Below are 18,788 nucleotides of genomic sequence, written 5' to 3'. Positions count from 1 at the left end.
CTGCGCCGGGCTGGGTCAGCCGGCGATGAGGTCCGCCAGCTCGGCGAGGGCGGCCGCCTGCGGCAGGCCCGCGCCCGCGTCGTGGGCGCGCAGGCGCTCGGCCTCGCCGATGCGGTCGTCGATCGCGGCCAGCAGCCCGGGCAGCTCCGGGTCGCCGAGGTCCGGCCGCCCGCGGATCGCGGTGGCGATGCCGATGAGGCGGGCGGCGGTGGCGTGGTCGCCTGCGGTGGCCGCGGCGCGGGCGGCCGAGCCTGCGATGGCGGCGACGACCGGCATGTCCGGGGTCTGCGCCATCGCGGCCAGCGCCTCCCGCAGCCAGCCGCGCGCCGCGGCGGGGTCGCCGGTGGCGCAGGCCAGGTCGGCCGAGACGCAGCCGTGCACGGCCAGCCACTGCGCCGAGGGCCGCTCCAGCGCGTGCAGGGCCGCGCGGCCCTCGGCCACCAGCTCCGCGGCGCGGTCGAGGTCGCCCGCCTGGCGGGCGACGGCGGCCAGCCAGATGCGGCCGAGCGCGGCCAGCTCGTGCCCGCCGCGCTCCTCGGCCAGCCGCAGCGCCTCGGTCAGCTCGCGCTCGGCGCCCGCGAGGTCGCCCGCCCGGGCGCGGGTGAGGCCCAGCCGGGCCCGGGCGCCCGCCAGCTCGTCCGCGGCGCCCAGCTCGGCGACGGCCCGCACGGCGTCCTCGTCGGCGCGCAGCGCGGCGGCGTGCTCGCCGCACAGCGAGTGCTGCTCGGCGATCTGCATCGTGGCCAGCGCCTGCCCCCACCGGTCGCCCAGCTCGCGGAAGGCGGCCAGGGCCTCGGCCGAGGCGCCGTCGGCGGTCTCCGGGCGGCCGCTGATGTCGGCCAGGTAGGCGCGGCTGAGCAGGCCTGCCGCGCGGCCCCACGGGTCGGCCAGCTCGGCGGCCCTGGCCAGCCGGGCCTGGGCCAGCTCGGCGTCGCCGGTGGTGGTGGCGAGCATGGGCTCCAGGATCGCGGTGATCGGGAAGCGGGTCATCGCGTCGGTGGCGGCCAGCCGGTCGAGCAGGCCGCGCAGGACCTCGGGCTCGGGCAGCCCGCCGGACGCGCCGAAGGCGGCGTAGACGGCCAGCATCGCCGTCTCCGCAGGGGGGCCGTCCCCGGGCAGCGCCATCAGCTCCGCGGCGAGCTGGGCCACCTCCTCGTGGCTGCCGCTGACCGCCCAGAACCAGGACGCCCCCGCGGCGATCTCCCTGGCCAGCCCGACCTCGCCGATGGCGGCGGCCACCCGCACCGCGGCCAGCAGGTTCGCGTGCTCGGCCGCGAGCAGGCGCAGCCAGTGGACCTGGTCGGGCCCGCGCAGCCGCGGCTCGGCCTCGGTCACCAGGTCGAGCATGTGCCGGGCGAAGGCCAGCCGCGCGTCCGCGGTGAGGTGCTCGGCGGCGTAGGCGCGGACCGTCTCCAGCATCCGGTAGCGGTCCTCGCCGCCGATGACCAGCGACTTCTCCACCAGCGACGCCAGGGCGTAGACCACGTCGTCGACCGGGAGCCCGGCCACCGCGGCCACCGACTCCGCCGTCGCCCCGGCCGGGAACGCCGAGAGCCGCGCGGCCAGCAGCCGCTCGTCGGCGGGCAGCAGGTCCCAGCTCCACTCCACGACCGCCCGCAGCGTGCGGTGCCGCGGCAGCGCGGTGCGGTCGCCGCCGGTCAGCAGCCGGAACCGGTCGTCGAGGCGGGCGGCCACCTGCCGGGGCGTCATCGAGCGCAGCCGGGCCGCGGCCAGCTCCAGCGCCAGCGGCAGGCCGTCGAGCCTGCGGCAGATCTCCGCGGCCACCGCCTGCTCGACCACCGCGCCCGCGGCGGCGGCCCGGTCGGCGAACAGCTCCAGCGCGTCGGCCTGGGGCAGCGGGCCGACGGCGAAGACGGTCTCGCCGGTGATCGCCAGCGGTTCGCGGCTGGTGGCCAGCACCCGCAGCTGCGGGCAGCGCGCCAGCAGCGCGTCCACCAGGTGCGCGGCGGCGTCGACGACGTGCTCGCAGTTGTCGAGCACCAGCACGGCGGGGCGCGCCGAGAGCACGTCGACCAGCCGGTCGAGGGCGGCCCGCGCCGGCATCGCCTCGAACAGCGGGGTCTCCCGCCCGCCCACCGCGGACAGCACCGCGGGGACGACGTCCTCGGCCGCGTGCACGCCCGCCAGCGCGGCGAACGGCGTCGGCGCGGCCAGCTCGCCGGCCAGCACCGTCGCCAGCCGGGTCTTCCCGGCCCCGCCGGGGCCGACCAGGGTCACCAGCCGCCGCTCGGCGAGCAGCGCGCGCAGCCGGGCCAGCTCGGCGGTGCGGCCGACGAAGCTGGTCAGCGGGCGCGGCCCGCGCGCCGGGGGCGGCGGCTCGGCGGGCCGGGCGGCGGCCTGCCGGGGCGCCAGCTCCCCGCGCAGCAGGGCCACGTGCAGGTCGCGCAACTGCGGCGAGGGCTCCACGCCCAGCTGCTCGGCCAGGTCCCGCCGGATGCGGTCGTAGGCGGCCAGCGCCTCGGCCTGCTGGCCGGTCGCCGCCAGCGCGCGGATCAGCAGGGCGGCCGGGCGCTCGGCCAGCGGCCGCGCGGCGACGGCGGTGCGCAGCTCCGGGACCACCTCGGCGGCCCGCCCGGCCAGGATGTCGGCCTCGGCCCGGTCCTCGGCGGCGCGGGCGCGCAGCTCGGTCAGCCGGGCGGCCTCGGCGGCGGCGAAGCCGGTCTCGCCGATGCCCGACAGCGGCTCGCCCCGCCACAGCCGCAGCGCCGCGCGCAGCTGCGCGGCGGCCTCGTCGTGGCGGCCCGCCTGCGCGGCGGCCCGGGCCGCGGCGATGGCGCGCTCGAAGCGCACGGTGTCGACCTCGGCGGCCAGCCGGTAGCCGGTGGCGTGCGACTCCACCGAGCCGGGGTCGCCGAGGGCCTTGCGCAGCCGGGACACCAGCGAGTGCAGGGCGTTGACGGCGTCGCCGGGCGGCTGCCCGCCCCACAGGTCGGCGATCAGCGTGCCGGTCGGCACGACCCGGCCGGGGTCGATGGCCAGCCGGGCCAGCACGGCCTTGAGCCGCGGGCCGCCCACCGGCAGCTCGGTCCCGTCCCGGACGGCCCGCACCGGGCCGAGCAGCGACACCTCCACCGTCAGGTCAACCGCTTCCGCAGCTCGGCGAGCGCCTCGGCGGCGCCCATCGCCAGGCCGACCCCGCGGCCGTGGCGCACCTCGGGCTCGCGCGGGTTGATCCGGATCAGCGCCCCGGTCGCCGCGCTGGCCAGCTCGGCCATCCGCCGCACGGTCGGCACCGCCGTGCCCGCGCCGATCTCCAGCACCGCGACCCGGCCCGCCGAGCGCCGCCAGGCGTTGAGCGCGTCCAGCTCGGCCTGGCTGCGGTCGGGCACCCAGCCGTAGTCGCCGAACATCAGGATGTTCGGCCGGGCCAGGCTCCCGCAGCCGGGGCAGGTCGGCAGCGGCCCGACCGCGCGCATGGTCTGCGGGTCGACCTCGACGTCGAGCCCGTCGGCAGGCCAGATCCGGCTGGAACAGGGCCCGAGGCACTGCAGGTGGTGGATCGAGCCGTGCACCTCGGCCACCCCGGTGAACCCGGCCTTCTGGAACTGCCCGTCCACATTGGACGTGAACACCCGGGCGCCCAGCTCGGCCAGGACGTCGAAGCCCGGGTGCGGCTCGGTGGCCCGGTAGAGGGCGAGCCGGTGCCCGTAGAACCCCCAGGCCAGCTCGGGGTCCTCGGCGAAGTGCACCGGGTCGGCCAGCTCGGCGAAGCGCAGCCCGAGCCGGGCGTAGGGCGGGTAGGCCGCCCAGAAGCCGCGGTCGCCGCGGAAGTCCGGCAGCCCGGAGTCCACGCCCATGCCCGCCCCGGCGCACACCAGCAGCGCGTCGGCGGCGGCGATCAGCTCGGCGGCCCGGTCAAGCTCCGGGCGCACGGGGACCCGCGCTCTGCACGACCTCGAACTCCAGCAGGCTGGACCCGGTGCCCACCGGCTTGGCCCGCTCCCCGGCGTGCGCCTCCTTGGCCGAGCCGCCCATCCACGCCTGGAAGTGCTCCTCGCTCTCCCAGCGGGTGTAGACGAAGTAGCGGGTCTCCCCGCCGGTCGGCCGCAGCAGCTCGAAGCCGAGGAAGCCGGGCTGGCCCTCGACCGCGCCGAGGCGGGCGGCGAACCGCTTCTCCAGCTCCGGGCCCGCGCCCTCGGGGACCTCGATCGCGTTGATCTTCACGATTGCCATGCGGCCACACTAACGCGCCAGCGGGCCCGGGAAGAGGTGCTCGTCAGCCGGTCGGGCGGGCTGGCGGAACCAGGCGTCGAGGAAGGGCCGCACGTCCGCGCCCGCGACCTCGGCGACGAGGTCCTCGAACTGCTCCCACGACGCGGTGCCGTCGGCGTGGGCGCCCAGCCAGGTGCGCAGGATCTGCGCCCACGCCTGCTCGCCGACGCGCTTGCGCAGGGCGTGCAGGGCGAGCTGGCCCTTGTCGTAGACGGCGGTGAACTCGTTGCCGCGGCCCATGTCGTAGAGCTTGCGCTTCCAGAACCGGTCGCGCTCGTAGTTGCGGGCGACGGTGGTGCGGTAGAGCTCGTCGAGGTCGGCGCCCTGCGACTCCTCCCACATCCACATCGCGTAGGAGGCGAAGCACTCGTTGAGGCAGATGTCGGCCCAGGTGTCGATGGACACGCTGTTGCCCCACCACTGGTGGGCCAGCTCGTGCGCCACCACGTCCACCTCGGCCCACTTGGCGTAGATCGGCCTGCCCTGGGTCTCCAGCGAGAAGGCGATGTTCTCGTTGAGGTAGATCCCGCCCGCCGCGCTCTGCGGGTACGGGCCGAACCGGCTCTCGAAGAAGGCGATGATCTCCGGCATCCGCGCCTGCACGGCCTTCTTGTCCTCGGTGCCGGGGGCGTAGGCGTTGACCACGGGGATCCCGCCGGGCAGCGTCGAGCGCTCGAAGACCCACTTGTCGATGCCGATGGTGGTCAGGTAGGTGGCGATGCGGTTGGGCTCGACCCAGCGGTAGGTCGTCCACCCGCCCTCGGCCTTCGGCGGCTGCTCGACGCCGTTGGAGACCACGCTCCAGCCGTCGGGCACGCGCGCGGTGAGGGCGAAGGTGGCCTTGTCGCGCGGGTGGTCGTTGACCGGGTACCAGCTGCTGGCGCTGTGCGGCTCGCCCGCCGCGTACGCCCCGCCGGACTTGCTGACCTGCCAGCCGCCCGCGCCCAGCGGCCCCTCGGACTCCGCCTCGGGCTCGCCCGCGTACCGCACCCGCACGGCGAACGCCTGCCCCTGCCGCAGCGGGGTCGCCGGGGTGATGACCAGCTCCTGCTCGCCCTCGCGGGCGTGGCCCGCCGCGGTCCCGTCGACCTCGACGGACTCGACCTCGAAGCCGGTCAGGTCCAGGTTGAACCGGGTCAGGTCGGTGCTGGCGGTGGCCTTCACCACGGTGTCGCCGTCGAGCCTGCGGGTGGCCGGGTCGTAGCTGATGCCGACCTCGTAGGCGGTGACGTCGTACCCGCCGTTGCCGTCGTCGGGGTAGTACGGGTCCCCGATGCCCGCGGCGCCGACGCCCTCCTCGGCGGGCCGGGGCTCCGGCGCGGCCTGCTGCTGCTGGGGCTCGGGGGCCGACGTGCACGCGGTGAGCGCGGCGGCGGCCACCAGGGCGGACATCACTCGAACGGGGACTGGACGCACCCGCCCATCATGACCGGCGCGCTGTGGCGCCCGGGTTGCTTCCGGCAGACTCGCTCCCCGTGGACGACGTGATCGACTTCGGCGGTGACGGCCAGACCATCCTCCTCCTCCACGGCCTGATGGGCAGGGCGACCACCTGGTGGCCGGTGGCGCGGTGGCTGACCCGGTACGGCCGGGTGGTGGCCTTCGACGCGCGCTCGCACGGGCGCAGCCCCCACCGCGGCCCGTCCTGGCGCACCCCGGACTTCGTCGCCGACGTCGCCGCGGTGCTGGCCGAGCGCGGCCCGGGCGTGGTCATCGGCCACTCGATGGGCGGGTTGCACGGCCTGGGCGCGGCGGCCACCCACCCGGAGCTGGTCCGCGGCCTCGTGGTCGTCGACATGGCCGTCGACCTGCGCGGCCGCACCGTCGACGGGTGGCGCGCCCTGTTCGACACCTGGCCGGTCCCGTTCCGCTCGCTGGCCCACCTGCACGAGTTCTTCGGCCCGGTCGTCGGCCCCTACTTCGCCGAGTGCGTCGAGGAGCGCGCCGACGGCTACCACCTGCTCTCGGCGGTGGACGACCTGTTCGCGGTGGCCGCGGAGTGGGGCAGGCGCGAGTACTGGTCCTGGGTGGACGCCGTGCGCTGCCCGCTGCTGGTCATCGAGGCCGAGCACAGCGCCATGCCCGCGGGCCAGCAGGCCGAGATCGCCCGGCGCGCGGGCGGGGCGCACGTCGTCGCCGCGGGCGCGGGCCACCTCGTCCACGCCGCGGCCCCGGAGTTCTTCCGGGGCGCGGTCGAGGCGTTCCTGTCAGGTCAGCAGGTCGGCCTCGCCGGTGGCGGTGTCCAGGACCGCGACGGCGGCGACGCGGGCGCGTAGGGCGTCGACCGGGAAGACCGCGGCGAAGCCGCGCACCAGTTCCTCGGCGCCGACCTGGTCCAGCAGCGCGCAGTGCGGCACCCAGGAGCCGGGCAGGTGGTACGCGCTCGGGTGCTTCACCGCGCCCGCGAGCACGTCGTGCACCGCCGAGTGGACCGCCAGCAGCTCCGGGTCGGCCACCGCCGAGAGCACCAGCACGTTCTCGGTGCTGGCGAACGCCGACAGCGAGCCGAACCACAGCGACGGCAGGTGCAGCAGCCGCAGGGCCGCCCGCAGCGCGTCCCGGGTCCGCTGCGGTATCTCGGCGGCCACCGCGAAGGTCAGGTGCGGGGCGAAGGCGCGCCCGGCAGGCAGTCCGGCCGCGTCCAGCCGCGCCCACAGCTCGCGCACCGCGCGGTCGGCGGCGTCGTCGAAGAGCACCGCGACCCGCTGGGCCATCAGGACTCCCCGGGCAGGGCGAAGCGGCCGTCGGCGGTCTGCTCGACCAGGCCGTCCACCAGCAGGGAGTCCAGGCAGCGGTCGCGCTGGCCCGCGTCGGCCCACACCAGGTCCAGCCGCGACTTCGGCTCCGGGGTGGACGAGCCGCGCAGCACGTCCAGCAGCAGGCCGCGGACCTGCCGGTCGGTGCCCGCGAACTTCTGCGCCGCCTTGACCGGCCCCTGGTAGGCGGGCCGCCCGGCGCGCTGCCAGGCGCAGGAGGTGAACACCGGGCAGTCGGCGCACCGCGGCGACCGGGCCGTGCACACCACCGCGCCCAGCTCCATCAGCGCCGCGGAGAAGTGCGCCGCCCCGGTCTCCGGCAGCAGCGCCTCGACGTCCGCCATGTCCCGCGCGGTCGAGGGCGGCCCGGCCTCCCCGGCCCCGTGCACCGCCCGCGCGACGACCCGGCGGACGTTGGTGTCGACCACCGGGCAGCGCTGCCCGTAGGCGAACGCGGCCACCGCGCGGGCGGTGTAGGCCCCGATCCCGGGCAGCGCCAGCAGCGTGTCCACGTCCGCGGGCACCACGTCGCCGTGCTCGGCGGCGATCACCGCGGCCGCCTCGTGCAGCCGCAGGGCCCGGCGCGGGTAGCCGAGCTTGCCCCAGGCCCGCACGACCTCGCCGCGCCCGGCCGCGGCCAGCGCGGAGGGCACCGGCCAGCGGTCCATCCACTCCCGCCAGACCGGCTCCACCCGGGCCACCGGGGTCTGCTGGAGCATCACCTCGCTGACCAGCACGCCCCACCCGGTGCGGTCGGGGGCCCGCCACGGCAGGTCCCGAGCGACCGCGTCGAACCACGACACCACCGCGCGCACGTCCATCGCGGGCGACTCTAAGCGATCAGTGGACCTCGGTGAGCGCCGCGGTGTTCACGTCGTAGACAAAGCCGCGCACGTTGTCGGTGTGCGGGATGAACGGGCTGCGCCGCACCCGCTCGACCGACTGCCGCACGCTGTCCTTGACCTCGCGGAACGCCTCCACCGCCCACGTCGGGCGCAGGCCGGTGTCCTCCAGCAGCTCGTCCCGGAACTCGTCGTCGGTGATCGTCGACAGGCCGCAGTAGGTGTGCTGCATGACGATGACCTCGCGGGTGCCGAGCTTGCGCTGGCTGATCGACAGCGAGCGCACGACGTCGTCGGTCACCACGCCGCCCGCGTTGCGCAGGATGTGCACCTCGCCGTGCTTGAGGCCGAACACGTCGAACACCTTGATTCGGGCGTCCATGCAGGTCACCACGGCCAGGTGCAGCTTGGGGGACGGGGTGAGGATGCCCGGTGCCCCGATGTCTGGCCCGTCGAGGTGGCGCTGCAGGAGGTCGTCGATGGCGGTCATCTGGCCTGCTCCCGGCGGTCGTCGGTCTTTGATCAGCAATTGGAACCGGTGTCCCACCACCTGGACAAGGGCAGTGGAACGAATCTCACTGTGGCATGCGCCGCTGACGGGAGACCGCCCGATCGAGTGACGTTTTGCTGCCACAATCGGCCCGGTCGCCGCGACTACGGTCGATGCTCATGGACGACCCCCGCGGCGTGTACTTCCGGCGCCGGGTCGGCGCCTTGGTGGGTGTGCTGCTCGCCCTGGTCGCGCTGATCTGGCTCATCGACGCGCTGCTCGGCGGCGATGAACCCGTCCAGGGCGAAGCGGCCTCCTCGTCGAAGGCCCCCGGGCCGTCCGCCGCCACTCCTACCACCTCGGCTGCCGCCGCGCCGGTTGCCGCCACCTCGCCCACGGCGGCCGAGCCGTCGCCGACCCCGCGCAGCCGCACGCCCGAGCAGGTCCCCGCCGACCCGGGCGCGCCCTGCCCGGACACCTCCGTGCGGGTCGCAGCCGAGACCGGCGAGCGCTCCTACCAGGTCGGGCAGCGGCCACTGCTGCGCTTGGTCGTGGTCAACGCCGGGCCGGTGCCGTGCACCTACGACCTCGGCCGGTCCCGCCGCGAGCTGGTGGTCACCAGCCGCGACGGGCGCACCCGGCTGTGGTCGAGCAACGACTGCTACTTCGGCGGGCAGGCGCCCTCGCCGGTCGTGCTCGCACCGCGCGAGCGGCACGAGTACGAGGTGCGCTGGGCAGGCCGGACCTCGGCGCCGGGCTGCCCGACCCGCCGCGACGGCGTGCCCGCCGGGGAGTACCGGGTGGTGCCCAGGCTCGGCGGCCGCGCGGGCGAGCCGGTCGCGCTGACCCTGACCCGCTAGGGCCCGAACCAGCGCTCCTCGCTGGTGCGCGGGGGAGCGGCCGTGCTGCCCGGCACCAGCTCGGTGTCCAGGACGACCTCGCGCGGGCGGGTCGGGTCGGGCGCGCCGAGCAGCAGCTTGCCCGCGGCCCGCCCCTTCTCCAGCACCGGCTGGCGCACGGTGGTCAGCCCGGCGCGGTCGGCGTCGGCGATCCCGTCGAAGCCGGTCACGGTCAGGTCCTGCGGCACCCGCAGCCCGCGGCGGCGGGCCTCGGTGAGCGCGCCGAGCGCCAGGATGTCCGAGGTGCAGATCAGCGCGGTGACCTGCGGGTCGGCGTCGAGCAGCTGGGCGGCGGCCGAGGCCCCGCTGGCCGTGGTGTGGTCGAAGCGCTCCACCACGCGCACGCCCGACCACTCGACCCCGACCGCGCCGAACGCCTCGGCCAGCCCGCCCAGCCGGGCGCGCTGGACGTGGAAGTGCGCCGCGCGCTGGCGCTCGGGGGAGGCGAAGCCGTCGTTGCGGTCGCGGGAGAGCCGCATGCAGAGCACGCCGATGCGGCGGTGGCCGAGGTTGATCAGCTGCTGGGCCAGGGCGGTGATGGCGGCGTGGTCGTCGATGCCGACCTGGTCGACGCCCTCGACGTTGGGCTGGTCGGCGACCACGGTCGGCACCGGCCGCGACAGCACTGCGGCCAGGTGCGGGTCGTCGTCGGGCACGGAGTAGACGACGAAGCCGTCCACGCCCGCCCGGTGCACCGCGGCGACGTCCTCGCGCTCGGGGTTGACCGGCACCAGGTGCAGGCCCTGGCCCGCGCCCTCGCAGGCCAGCGCCAGGCCCTCGAGGAAGCCGAGCGCGGCCGGGTCGCGGAAGGCGTAGGAGAGGTTCTCGGTGAGCAGCAGCCCGACCGCGCCCGCCTTGCGGGTGCGCAGCGAGCGGGCCACCGGGTCCGGCCCCGGGTAGCCCAGCCTGCGCGCGGTCTCCAGCACCCGCCTGCGCAGCTCGGGGGACAGCTGGTCCGGACGGTTGTAAGCGTTGGACACCGTGGTCCTGGAGACCCCGAGTTCGGCGGCCAGCGACGCCAGTGTCGCAGGCCGTCGGACATGAATAGACCGCGCCATGATCTGACCGTAACGGTTCAGAACCAATTGCAGAAGCCCGAGGACGTCCTGCTGGATTCGCCACATTCACCCGGTCGTGTGACGCGATCACCCGGACGTGCCGTAAACTGATTTCGACAACGGTTTCCATTGTCGCCAGCAGGCGGCCGTCGCCCAGCAGGAGCCCCAGATGACCTCTCGTCCCCGCAGACCGGCCGCCGCCGTGGCGGGCCTCGCCGCGACGGCGCTCCTCGGCGTCGCCGCGTGCGGTGGATCACCGGAGCAGACCGGCCCCGGCACGGGGTCGGGGACCGTGGTGGTGACCTCGACGAACGTGTGGGCCAGCGTGGTCAGGGCCGTCGGCGGCGACGCCGTGCAGGTCCGGCCGATCCTGGCCGACCCGGCCGCCGACCCGCACGGCTACGAGGCCCGGCCCGCCGACGCCGTGGCCTTCGACGGCGCCCGCCTCGCGGTGTCCAACGGCGGCGGCTACGACGACTTCTTCACCGGCCTGGCCGACAACGCCGGTGGCGACCTCAAGCGGATCGTCGCGGTCGAGGTCGCGGGCGGCCACGTCCAAGCCGCCCCCGCCGAGGGCGAGCACACCGAGGGGAAGCCCACCGGCGGTGAGCACACCGAGGGGGAGCAAGCCGAGGACGAGCACGGCCACGACCACGAGCACGGCCATGACCACGGCGCGAACGAGCACATCTGGTACGACTTCGCCGCCGTCCACGCCGTCGCGGACCGGGTCGCGGCCGACCTCGCGGCCATCGACCCGGCCAACGCCGCCACCTTCGAGGCCAACGCGACCGCCTTCGGGGCCGACCTCGACGCCCTGACCGCCAAGGCCGCCGCCATCGGCTCCCCCGGGGCGAAGGTCGTCGCCACCGAGCCGGTCGCGGCCTACCTGCTGGCGACCGCGGGCCTGGCGGACGCGACCCCGGCCGAGTTCGCCGACGCCGTCGCCGACGAGGGCGAGCCCTCCGCCGCCGCGCGCGCCGCGATCGAGAAGCTGATCACCGACAAGCAGGTCGAGGCCGTGGTGTTCAACGACCAGACCGCGACCCCGGTGACCGAGGCGGTCAAGGCGACCGCGGAGCGTGCCGGGGTGCCCGTGGTGGGCATGACCGAGACGCTGCCGGACGGGGTCGGCGGTTACCTTGAATGGATGACCGAGCAGGTCGACCGCCTGGCCGCGGCCGTGGCGCAGTGAGCGCCCAGCCCGCCGCCGCCACCACCGCCTCCCGCCCGGGCAGCGCGGTGGCGCTGTCCGCCGCCCGGCTGTCCTACGGCGACCGGGTCCTCTGGGACGGCCTGGACCTCGACATCGCGCCCGGGGAGTTCGTCGCCGTGCTCGGCCCGAACGGATCCGGCAAGACCAGCCTGCTGCGGGTGCTGCTCGGCCTGCAGAAGCTGACCGCGGGCACCGTCCGGGTGGCGGGCGCCGCCCCCGGCCGGGGCAACCGCGGCGTCGGGTACATCCCGCAGCAGCGGGCGCTGGACCCCTCGCTGGCCATCCGCGGCCGCGACCTGGTCGGCCTCGGCTTCGACGGGCACCGCTGGGGCCCGGGCTGGGCGGGCCGCCGCGAGCGGGCCGCGCGGGTGGCCGCGGCCATCGAGTCCGTCGACGCCGCGGCGTTCGCCGACCGCCCGGTCGGTCTGCTCTCCGGTGGCGAGCAGCAGCGGCTGCGGGTGGCCCAGGCGCTGGTCGGCGACCCGTCGGTGCTGCTGTGCGATGAGCCGCTGCTCTCGCTTGACCTGGCCAACCAGCGCGCGGTGAGCACGCTCATCGACGCCCGGCGCCGCAGCGCGGGCACGGCCGTGCTGTTCGTGACCCACGAGATCAACCCGGTGCTGCCGCTGGTCGACCGGGTGCTGTACCTGGTGGACGGCCGCTTCCGGGTGGGCCGCCCGGACGAGGTGATGACCTCGGCGACGCTCTCGGAGCTGTACCGCACGGAGATCGAGGTGATCCGGGTGCGCGGGCAGATCCACGTCGTCGGCGCGCACAGCGACCTGTGCGAGGACAACCCGCACCACGACCACGAGGCGGGGTAAGTGGACAGCTTCTTCGACGTCGACCTGACCCTGGCCCTGCTCGACCAGCCGTTCGTCCAGCTCGCGCTGGTCGTCGCCGTCGTGCTCGGCCTGCTGGCCGGGGTGCTCGGCCCGCTCATCGTCAGCCGGAACATGGCCTTCTCCGTGCACGGCACCAGCGAGCTGGCCTTCACCGGCGGCGCGGCGGCCCTGCTGCTGGGCTGGGACATCGGCAACGGCGCGCTGGCCGGGGCGATCGTCGCGGCGCTGGTGCTGGCCCTGCTGTCGCGGCGCACGTCGGACTACGACTCGGTGATCGGCGTCGTGCTGGCCTTCGGCCTGGGTGTCGGCGTGCTGATGCTGTGGTTCTACAAGGGCCGGGCGTCGAACAAGTTCGGCCTGCTCACCGGGCAGATCGTGGGCCAGGACTTCGCCAGCGTCGCGCTGCTGCTGGGCTGCGCGGCGGGGGTGTTCGCGGTGCTGGCGGTGATCTACCGGCCGCTGCTGTTCGCCTCCGTCGACCCCGAGGTGGCCCGGGCGCGCGGGGTGCCGGTGATGGCGCTGTCGCTGGTCTTCGCGGTGCTGGTGGGCGTGGCGACGGCGCTGGGCGTGCGCACGGTCGGGGCGCTGCTGGTGCTGTCGCTGATGGTGACCCCCGCGGCCGCCGCCTGCCGGGTGACGGCCAGCCCGCTGCGCGCGACGCTGCTGTCGGTGCTGTTCGCGCTGGTGTCCGCGGTCGGCGGGATCATCCTGTCGCTGGCCCCCGGCGCGCCGATCAGCGCCTTCGTCACGGCGATCTCGTTCGTGATCTACGTGGTGTGCTGGGCGGTCGGCCGCAGCCGCAAGCTGACCCGCGCCTGACTAGAACCAGCCCGACGACAGGAACACCAGCACCTGGAGCTCGCCGACCAGGGCGCCGATGACCGCGCCGACCGCGATCAGCTTCCACTCGTCCTGGCGGAAGGCCGGGCGCAGCAGGCCCTCGTACTCGACCCTGGTCAGCTTGTCCATCTTGGCCGCGATGACCTTGCCCAGGTTGATCTGCTCCTGGGCGTAGGGGGCGGCGATGCGGGCCGTCTCGTCCAGGTAGGACATGGCCTTGTCGGCGGCGGCGTGCTTCATCTGCTGGAAGCGGCGGGAGCCCACGGCCACCGCGACGAACGGCTTGGCGAGGCTGGCCTGCTCGTCGACCACCTTGGTCACGGTGCGCCGGACCATCGCCATGACCCGGTCGGAGCGGGGGCCGTGCAGGATCCCGTTGATGATGTTCGGCACCGTCATCACCTCGCGGGCGACGATCTCGCCGTACTGCTGCGCCACCACCTTGCGCCGCCGCTGGAAGACCCCCTGGAACCGGATGCCCAGGATGCGCCGCGGCTCGCGCGGGAAGAACACCAGCTTGATCGCCAGCCAGTCGGTGAACCAGCCGATCAGCCCGCCGAAGATCGGCAGGACCAGCGGCTCCCTGGTCAGCGCCCACACCACCGTCTGCACCACCCCCAGCGCGAAGCCGAAGTAGATGCCGCAGCGGGCGATGAAGGCCATCTCCGGGCGGGAGATGTCGCGGACCAGCCGGACCAGCAGCGACTTGTCCCGCTCCAGCGCGTCGATGGCGACCTGCTGGATGTCGAGCACCTCGTCGATGTTGGCGCGCAGGTCGGACACGATCTGGCGGACCATCGCGGGCGCCCCGGCCTGCACCTGCTTGATGATCATGTCCTGGGCGAAGACCGGCAGCGTCTCCCACAGCCGCGGGTGGTGCTCGGCGATCACGTCCCTGGTCACCCGGTCGATGACCAGCAGCAGCGGGCCCTGGATCTCCCTGGCCAGCTCGTCGGGGTCCAGCCGGGCGGCCAGCTGGCGGGCGTCGACCAGCCGGGTGGTGATCATCTCGGTGGAGACGCGGATCATCCGGGCCGAGTTGCGCGGCACCACGCCCTGCCAGCCCAGGTACGGCTCGGCGATGCCGACGAAGCGCAGCGGGCGGAACATCATCTCGATGGCGACCCGCTTGGTCACGTAGCCGATGATGGCCGCGATGACCGGCATCATGGCGAAGAGCGGCCAGTCGGCCGCGATGTCCGACAGCACCCGGCCCGCGTCCAACTCCACCTCCACGGCTTAACCGCCGGGTAGGTTATCCGACCGCGCAGGCCGTCCGCTGAGGTAATCGTGGTAGCGGCGCACCGTCGTGGTGTCGGGGTGGTCGGGGCCGAGCACCCGGTCGCAGTCGGCGAGCAGCGCGGGGATCTCCGCGGCCACGGTGGTGTCGCCCGCCTGCCACCGGCACACGCACAGCGCCCCGCGGGTGCGCAGGGTGTCCGGGTGGTGCGGGCCCAGGACGCGGCGGCGGTCGGCGAGCAGGTCGGCCAGCTCGGTGGCGCACGGGCTCAGCTCGCCCGCGGTCAGCAGCATGACGGCCCGCTCGAACCGGGTCATGAGCGTGTCGGGGTGGTCGGGGCCCAGGACCCTGGCCTGGTCGGCGAGCAGGTCGGCCAGCGCGATCGCGGCCGCGGCGGGGTCGGCGGTGGAGCCCAGGGCCTTCGCCAGGAGGTCGCGCGTGCGGCGGGTGTCGGGGTGGTCGGGGCCGAGGGTGCGGGTCTGCTCGGCCAGCAGCGCGGCGAAGTCCAGCGACGCGGTGTCCGCCCCGCCCGCCCGGCCGCGCCAGAACGCCAGGTTCCCGCGGGTCGTGGCGACCGACGGGTCGGCGGGGCCCAGCACCCGCAGCCGGTCGGCGAGCACGTCGGCGAAGCGCTTGGCCGCCCCGGCCGGGTCGCCCGCCTCGCCCTGCCAGTGGGCGTGCCGGGAGCGGATGACCAGGGTGATGGGGTGGTCGTGGCCCCAGCGCTCGGCCGCGGCCTGGGCCAGGCGCAGCAGGTCGGCCGCCGCGGCGACCGGCTGGCCGGACTCGCCCAGGCTCTGCGCGGCCCGCAGCAGCACCGGGTAGCCGTCCTCGCCGAGCACGTCCCCGGCGCACCGCTCCAGCGCGGCGGCGTTGGCGCGCAGCATCCGGCCCGCCACCGGGTCGCGCTCGGCGGGCGGCCACACCTCCAGCAGCGCGACCGCCGCGGTCCTGGCCGCCGCCGTGCGGTCGCGGGTGGACAGCCCGTCCCGGACGGTCTGCTGCACCAGCGGGTGCACCCGGACCTCCTGGTCCACATCGGCCAGGCCCAGCCGCTGCAGGGCCAGCAGCCCGGCGCGGACCCGGGCCTGCGACGCGCCCGTCGCCGGGGCGGTGAACACCGGCAGCGGGATGCCCTCGGGGTCCAGCACGCTCGCCAGCCGCAGCAGCCCGCTCGCCGGGGCGCCCTCGTCGGCGCGCTCGACCGACAGCGCCGTGGTCACGGCGACCGACTCGGGCACGGCGACCGACTCGAGGGCGGCGGGGTCGGGCAAGCCGCCCGCGGCTTTGCGCTGCCGCCACAGCTTCAGGTACTCCCGGCAGGTCAGCCCCCGGTCGGCCAGGTAGGCCGCGGCCTGGGCCAGGGCCAGCGGGAGGTGGCCCAGCTCGGCGGCGAGGTCGTCGGCGCCGGGCAGCAGCTCGGCCCGGACCGCGGCGGCGAAGTAGGCCGCCGACTCGGCCGGTGCGAACACCGGGACCTCCAGCACCGAGCCCGGCACGCCGTCGGGGCGGCGGGCGGTCACCAGGACGTGCCCGCGGCCGCCGGGCAGCAGCCCGTCGAGGTGGGCGGGGGAGCCCACGCCGTCGAGCACCACCAGCCACGGCTCGCGCGCCGCGGCCAGCCATTGCAGGAACCGCAGGGCGCCGACCTCGGCGTCGCGGTGCCGCACGCCGGTCAGCGCGGAGCCGACCCGGGCGTACTCGCCCACGACCGCCTCCCGCGACCAGGCCCGCACCCAGACGACCAGCCGCACCCGCCCCGCCACCCACAGCCGCTCGGCGAGGTCGGCGGCGAGCTGGCTCTTGCCGACCCCCGCTTCCCCGGTGAGCACGGTCGTGCCGTCCAGCGGCGCCCGCCGCTCCTGGAACCCGCGCGCCCGCGGCGGCCGGGCCCCGAACCAGTGCGGCAGCGGCACCCCGGGGCGCACGTCGACCCGCAGCTCCGCGGTGAGGTCCCGGGCCTGGACGACCGGGGCGTAGACGGGATCGGCCACCGGGTTGGAGTGCTCGTCCGCCACCGGCCCATGCTCACCGGCCGACCCCGCACCCGCAACGCGGCGTCAGGCCACCCGCAGGGCCCGTCCGCGGAACACGATCAGGGCAGTGCCCAGGGCGATCGCGGCCATCCCGGCCAGAACCGCCACTTCCGTCCACACCGAACCGAGCCCGTGACCCGGTCGGGTGAGCGTGAGGAGGGCGTCCATGGCCCACGAGTGCGGGAAGAGATACCCGATCGTGGTCAGCGGCTCGCCTGCGACCTCCTTGGGCCAGAGGCAGCCGCCCAGCATGCCGAGCACGATGCCCAGCGGCGGGCCGATGGCCGGGGCCTGCTGCGGGTTGGCGACCAGCGCGCCGACCAGCATCGCCGCGCCGGTGGCGACCAGGCAGAACAGGGCGACGACCACGGCGACGCCCAGCGGGTCGCCCCAGGACACGTCGAACATCAGCGCGCTGACGACGATGATCAGCAGGGCCTGGGCGGCGGCCACGAGCAGCCTGCTCAGCGCCTCGCCGAACAGGACGGTGCCCTCCCGCACCGGCGCGGCGAGGGTCCGGCGGACCATGCCGATGCGCCTGCTCTCCACCAGCGCGGCGGCCACGGCCATCGAGTTGATGAAGGTGAACAGCAGCAGGTTGGCCGGGGCGGTGTAGGCGAAGCCGGTGGGCTCGCCGTCGTCGCCGCCGGTGTCGCGGACGAGCACGTCGGCCGACTCCGCCTGCGCGGCCCGCACGTATTCGGCCGCCTGCTGCGGGCTCGCGCCCGCCTGCTCGGCGGCCCGGGTCGCCTCCAGCACCGCCGACACCTTGCCCACGGCGACGTCGATCTCCGAGCGGGCGGCCATGCCGCTGCCGCTGGTCTGGGTCAGCACCAGGTCGAACTCGGTGGTCCCGGGCTCGATCACCAGCCCGGCGGCCACCACCCCGCGCCGCACGTCGGCCCGGACCTCCTCGGCCGACCCCGCGCGCCGCACCTCCAGCGCCGGGCTGGCCGCCAGCTCGCGCAGCACCGCGTCGCCGGTCGGGTCGCCGTCGGCGGCCACCACCGCGACCGGGATGCGCGAGTCGTCCGCCCCGCCCATCGCCAGGCCGACGAACATGATCGTCACGAACGGCATGACGACCATGAAGAACAGCCCGACCCGGTCGCGGACCTGCCGCACCAGGTTGGCCACCACCAGGGCCCGGACCGCGCTCATGCCAGCAACCCCTTCCGGAAGCGCAGCACCGCGACGGCCCCGGCGACCACCCCGATGCCGGTCACCACGGCCACCGGCAGGGCGACCGCGCCGAGCCCGCCGCCCGCGGCCAGCTCGGTCAGGCCCGCCGAGACCCAGCCGTTGGGCGTGGCCAGGGACACCGCCTGCAGGAAGTCCGGCAGGTTGTAGACCGGGACCAGGCTGCCGCCGAGGAAGGCGAAGACGAACGCGATGCCCAGGGTGTAGCCGTCGGCCTGGGCGTCGGTGCGGGCGCCGCTGGCCACCAGCATCACGATCATGGTGGCGGCGAAGGTGTGCGCCACGACCAGCGCCAGCACGCCCAGCGGCGGGCCCCAGCTGGCGCCGAAGATCAGCTCGGAGGACAGCCAGGTCGCGCACATGCTGAGCAGGGCCAGCAGGAAGCCGACCGCGCCCTTGCCCGCCACCGCCGTCCAGGCCGGGATCGGCGCGGCCCGCATCCTGGCCAGCGTGCCGAGCTGGCGCTCGGTGAGCAGCGAGCGCGCCGAGAGGCCGACGACGAAGAAGGCGAACATCACCGCCATGCCCGAGCCGTAGTACACCGCCAGGTCCACCGCCCCGCCGCTGACCGGGTCGCTGGCCAGCGACAGCGACGGCCCGGCCGCGCCGTTGCGCTCGACGAACTCCTTGACCTCCTCCGGGGGCACCCCGGCGCGCAGCGCCGCGCGCACCGCCAGCGTCCGGGCCTCCACCAGGGCCGAGATCCGGTCGACCATGCTGCGCGCGATCACCCCGGCCAGCGGGGCGTCGGCCGACGCCAGCACGGTCACCTCGCCACCGTCGCCCGCGCCGACGCTGGCGCTGAACCCGGCCGGGAACACGATCGCCGCGCCCGCCTCGCCGGAGTCGATGGCAGCCCGCGCCGCGTCGTCGTCCACATAGGACTTGAAGGTCAGGATGCCGCGCAGCTCCTCGGCGCCCAGCGCCTCCCGCTGCACGCTGGCGGGGAACTCCCCGCCGTCGTGGTCGACGATGCCGATCGTGGCGCGCAGCGGCGGGTCGTCGTCGCCGCCGAGCGCGAAGCCGAACATCGTGGCAAGCACGATCGGCGCGACCAGCGCGATGAGCACCGCGGTCCCGTCGCGCAGGCGCGCGGCCAGCTCCCGGCCGCCCACCACGAGCAGAGGTCGCAT

Annotated in this window: 17 protein-coding genes; 5 read left to right on the top strand and 12 right to left on the bottom strand. The window is 75.6% G+C overall.

Annotation, left to right across the window (positions count from 1 at the left end):
* Nucleotides 1-15 precede the first annotated feature (15 nt).
* From ACWEPX_RS05270 to ACWEPX_RS05255, 4 genes are read right to left on the bottom strand one after another with little or no spacing between them, the layout of a single operon-like run.
* Entirely contained in the window at nt 16-3,093 is a 3,078-nt protein-coding gene (locus ACWEPX_RS05270) for a BTAD domain-containing putative transcriptional regulator (RefSeq protein WP_451895840.1), read from the bottom strand.
* A 2-nt stretch (nt 3,094-3,095) separates the two neighbouring features.
* Complete coding sequence (locus ACWEPX_RS05265) at nt 3,096-3,893, bottom strand: SIR2 family NAD-dependent protein deacylase (protein ID WP_451895839.1); 798 nt, start codon at nt 3,891-3,893, stop codon at nt 3,096-3,098.
* On the bottom strand, nt 3,877-4,194 hold the full coding sequence (locus ACWEPX_RS05260) for an antibiotic biosynthesis monooxygenase family protein (protein ID WP_451895838.1): 318 nt from the start codon (nt 4,192-4,194) through the stop codon (nt 3,877-3,879). The genes ACWEPX_RS05265 and ACWEPX_RS05260 overlap by 17 nt, the downstream gene beginning before the upstream one ends.
* A gap of 9 nt (nt 4,195-4,203) precedes the next feature.
* Nucleotides 4,204-5,625 carry a M1 family metallopeptidase gene (locus ACWEPX_RS05255; RefSeq protein WP_451895837.1) on the bottom strand — a complete coding sequence of 474 codons (1,422 nt, stop codon included), beginning with the start codon at nt 5,623-5,625 and terminating at the stop codon, nt 4,204-4,206.
* 83 nt (nt 5,626-5,708) lie between these two features.
* Between ACWEPX_RS05255 and ACWEPX_RS05250 the strand changes: the two genes are divergently transcribed.
* Entirely contained in the window at nt 5,709-6,509 is an 801-nt protein-coding gene (locus ACWEPX_RS05250) for an alpha/beta fold hydrolase (protein WP_451895836.1), read from the top strand.
* On the opposite strand, the gene ACWEPX_RS05245 is transcribed toward ACWEPX_RS05250, so the two are convergent.
* Genes ACWEPX_RS05245 through ACWEPX_RS05235 form a run of 3 tightly spaced genes read right to left on the bottom strand, consistent with a single transcriptional unit; the run spans nt 6,441 to nt 8,321 of the window.
* The gene (locus tag ACWEPX_RS05245; protein ID WP_451895835.1) at nt 6,441-6,947 is read right to left on the bottom strand and encodes a 2'-5' RNA ligase family protein; all 507 of its coding nucleotides are present in this window, start codon (nt 6,945-6,947) and stop codon (nt 6,441-6,443) included. The genes ACWEPX_RS05250 and ACWEPX_RS05245 overlap by 69 nt on opposite strands.
* Nucleotides 6,947-7,810, bottom strand: a complete 864-nt coding sequence (locus ACWEPX_RS05240; RefSeq protein ID WP_451895834.1) for an A/G-specific adenine glycosylase — start codon at nt 7,808-7,810, stop codon at nt 6,947-6,949. Before ACWEPX_RS05240 ends, ACWEPX_RS05245 begins: the two co-directional genes overlap by 1 nt.
* A gap of 19 nt (nt 7,811-7,829) precedes the next feature.
* Nucleotides 7,830-8,321, bottom strand: coding sequence for a beta-class carbonic anhydrase (locus tag ACWEPX_RS05235; protein WP_451895833.1), 492 nt, complete (start codon nt 8,319-8,321; stop codon nt 7,830-7,832).
* 179 nt (nt 8,322-8,500) lie between these two features.
* Between ACWEPX_RS05235 and ACWEPX_RS05230 the strand changes: the two genes are divergently transcribed.
* Complete coding sequence (locus ACWEPX_RS05230) at nt 8,501-9,181, top strand: hypothetical protein (protein WP_451895832.1); 681 nt, start codon at nt 8,501-8,503, stop codon at nt 9,179-9,181.
* Here ACWEPX_RS05230 and ACWEPX_RS05225 read toward each other — a convergent pair.
* Nucleotides 9,178-10,278, bottom strand: coding sequence for a LacI family DNA-binding transcriptional regulator (locus tag ACWEPX_RS05225; RefSeq protein ID WP_451895831.1), 1,101 nt, complete (start codon nt 10,276-10,278; stop codon nt 9,178-9,180). The genes ACWEPX_RS05230 and ACWEPX_RS05225 overlap by 4 nt on opposite strands.
* Before the next feature lie 169 nt (nt 10,279-10,447).
* Here ACWEPX_RS05225 and ACWEPX_RS05220 point away from each other — a divergent pair, with 169 nt between their 5' ends.
* From ACWEPX_RS05220 to ACWEPX_RS05210, 3 genes are read left to right on the top strand one after another with little or no spacing between them, the layout of a single operon-like run.
* A complete protein-coding gene (locus tag ACWEPX_RS05220) occupies nt 10,448-11,473 on the top strand; it encodes a metal ABC transporter solute-binding protein, Zn/Mn family (RefSeq protein ID WP_451895830.1) in 1,026 nt (341 codons plus the stop codon).
* On the top strand, nt 11,425-12,318 hold the full coding sequence (locus ACWEPX_RS05215) for a metal ABC transporter ATP-binding protein (RefSeq protein WP_451895829.1): 894 nt from the start codon (nt 11,425-11,427) through the stop codon (nt 12,316-12,318). The genes ACWEPX_RS05220 and ACWEPX_RS05215 overlap by 49 nt, the downstream gene beginning before the upstream one ends.
* The gene (locus ACWEPX_RS05210; RefSeq protein WP_451895828.1) at nt 12,319-13,158 is read left to right on the top strand and encodes a metal ABC transporter permease; all 840 of its coding nucleotides are present in this window, start codon (nt 12,319-12,321) and stop codon (nt 13,156-13,158) included.
* Here ACWEPX_RS05210 and ACWEPX_RS05205 read toward each other — a convergent pair whose 3' ends face one another.
* From ACWEPX_RS05205 to ACWEPX_RS05190, 4 genes are read right to left on the bottom strand one after another with little or no spacing between them, the layout of a single operon-like run.
* Nucleotides 13,159-14,403 carry a DUF445 domain-containing protein gene (locus tag ACWEPX_RS05205; protein ID WP_451896164.1) on the bottom strand — a complete coding sequence of 415 codons (1,245 nt, stop codon included), beginning with the start codon at nt 14,401-14,403 and terminating at the stop codon, nt 13,159-13,161.
* 15 nt (nt 14,404-14,418) lie between these two features.
* A complete protein-coding gene (locus ACWEPX_RS05200; RefSeq protein ID WP_451895827.1) occupies nt 14,419-16,437 on the bottom strand; it encodes a tetratricopeptide repeat protein in 2,019 nt (672 codons plus the stop codon).
* Nucleotides 16,438-16,479: 42 nt separating this feature from the next.
* Nucleotides 16,480-17,616, bottom strand: a complete 1,137-nt coding sequence (locus tag ACWEPX_RS05195; protein ID WP_451895826.1) for an ABC transporter permease — start codon at nt 17,614-17,616, stop codon at nt 16,480-16,482.
* The gene (locus tag ACWEPX_RS05190; RefSeq protein WP_451895825.1) at nt 17,613-18,788 is read right to left on the bottom strand and encodes an ABC transporter permease; all 1,176 of its coding nucleotides are present in this window, start codon (nt 18,786-18,788) and stop codon (nt 17,613-17,615) included. The genes ACWEPX_RS05195 and ACWEPX_RS05190 overlap by 4 nt, the downstream gene beginning before the upstream one ends.

This window comes from Actinokineospora sp. NPDC004072 (genome assembly GCF_053604195.1).
Note: the sequence above shows the minus strand (reverse complement) of the source record. Positions and strands in the feature narration are given on the sequence as shown.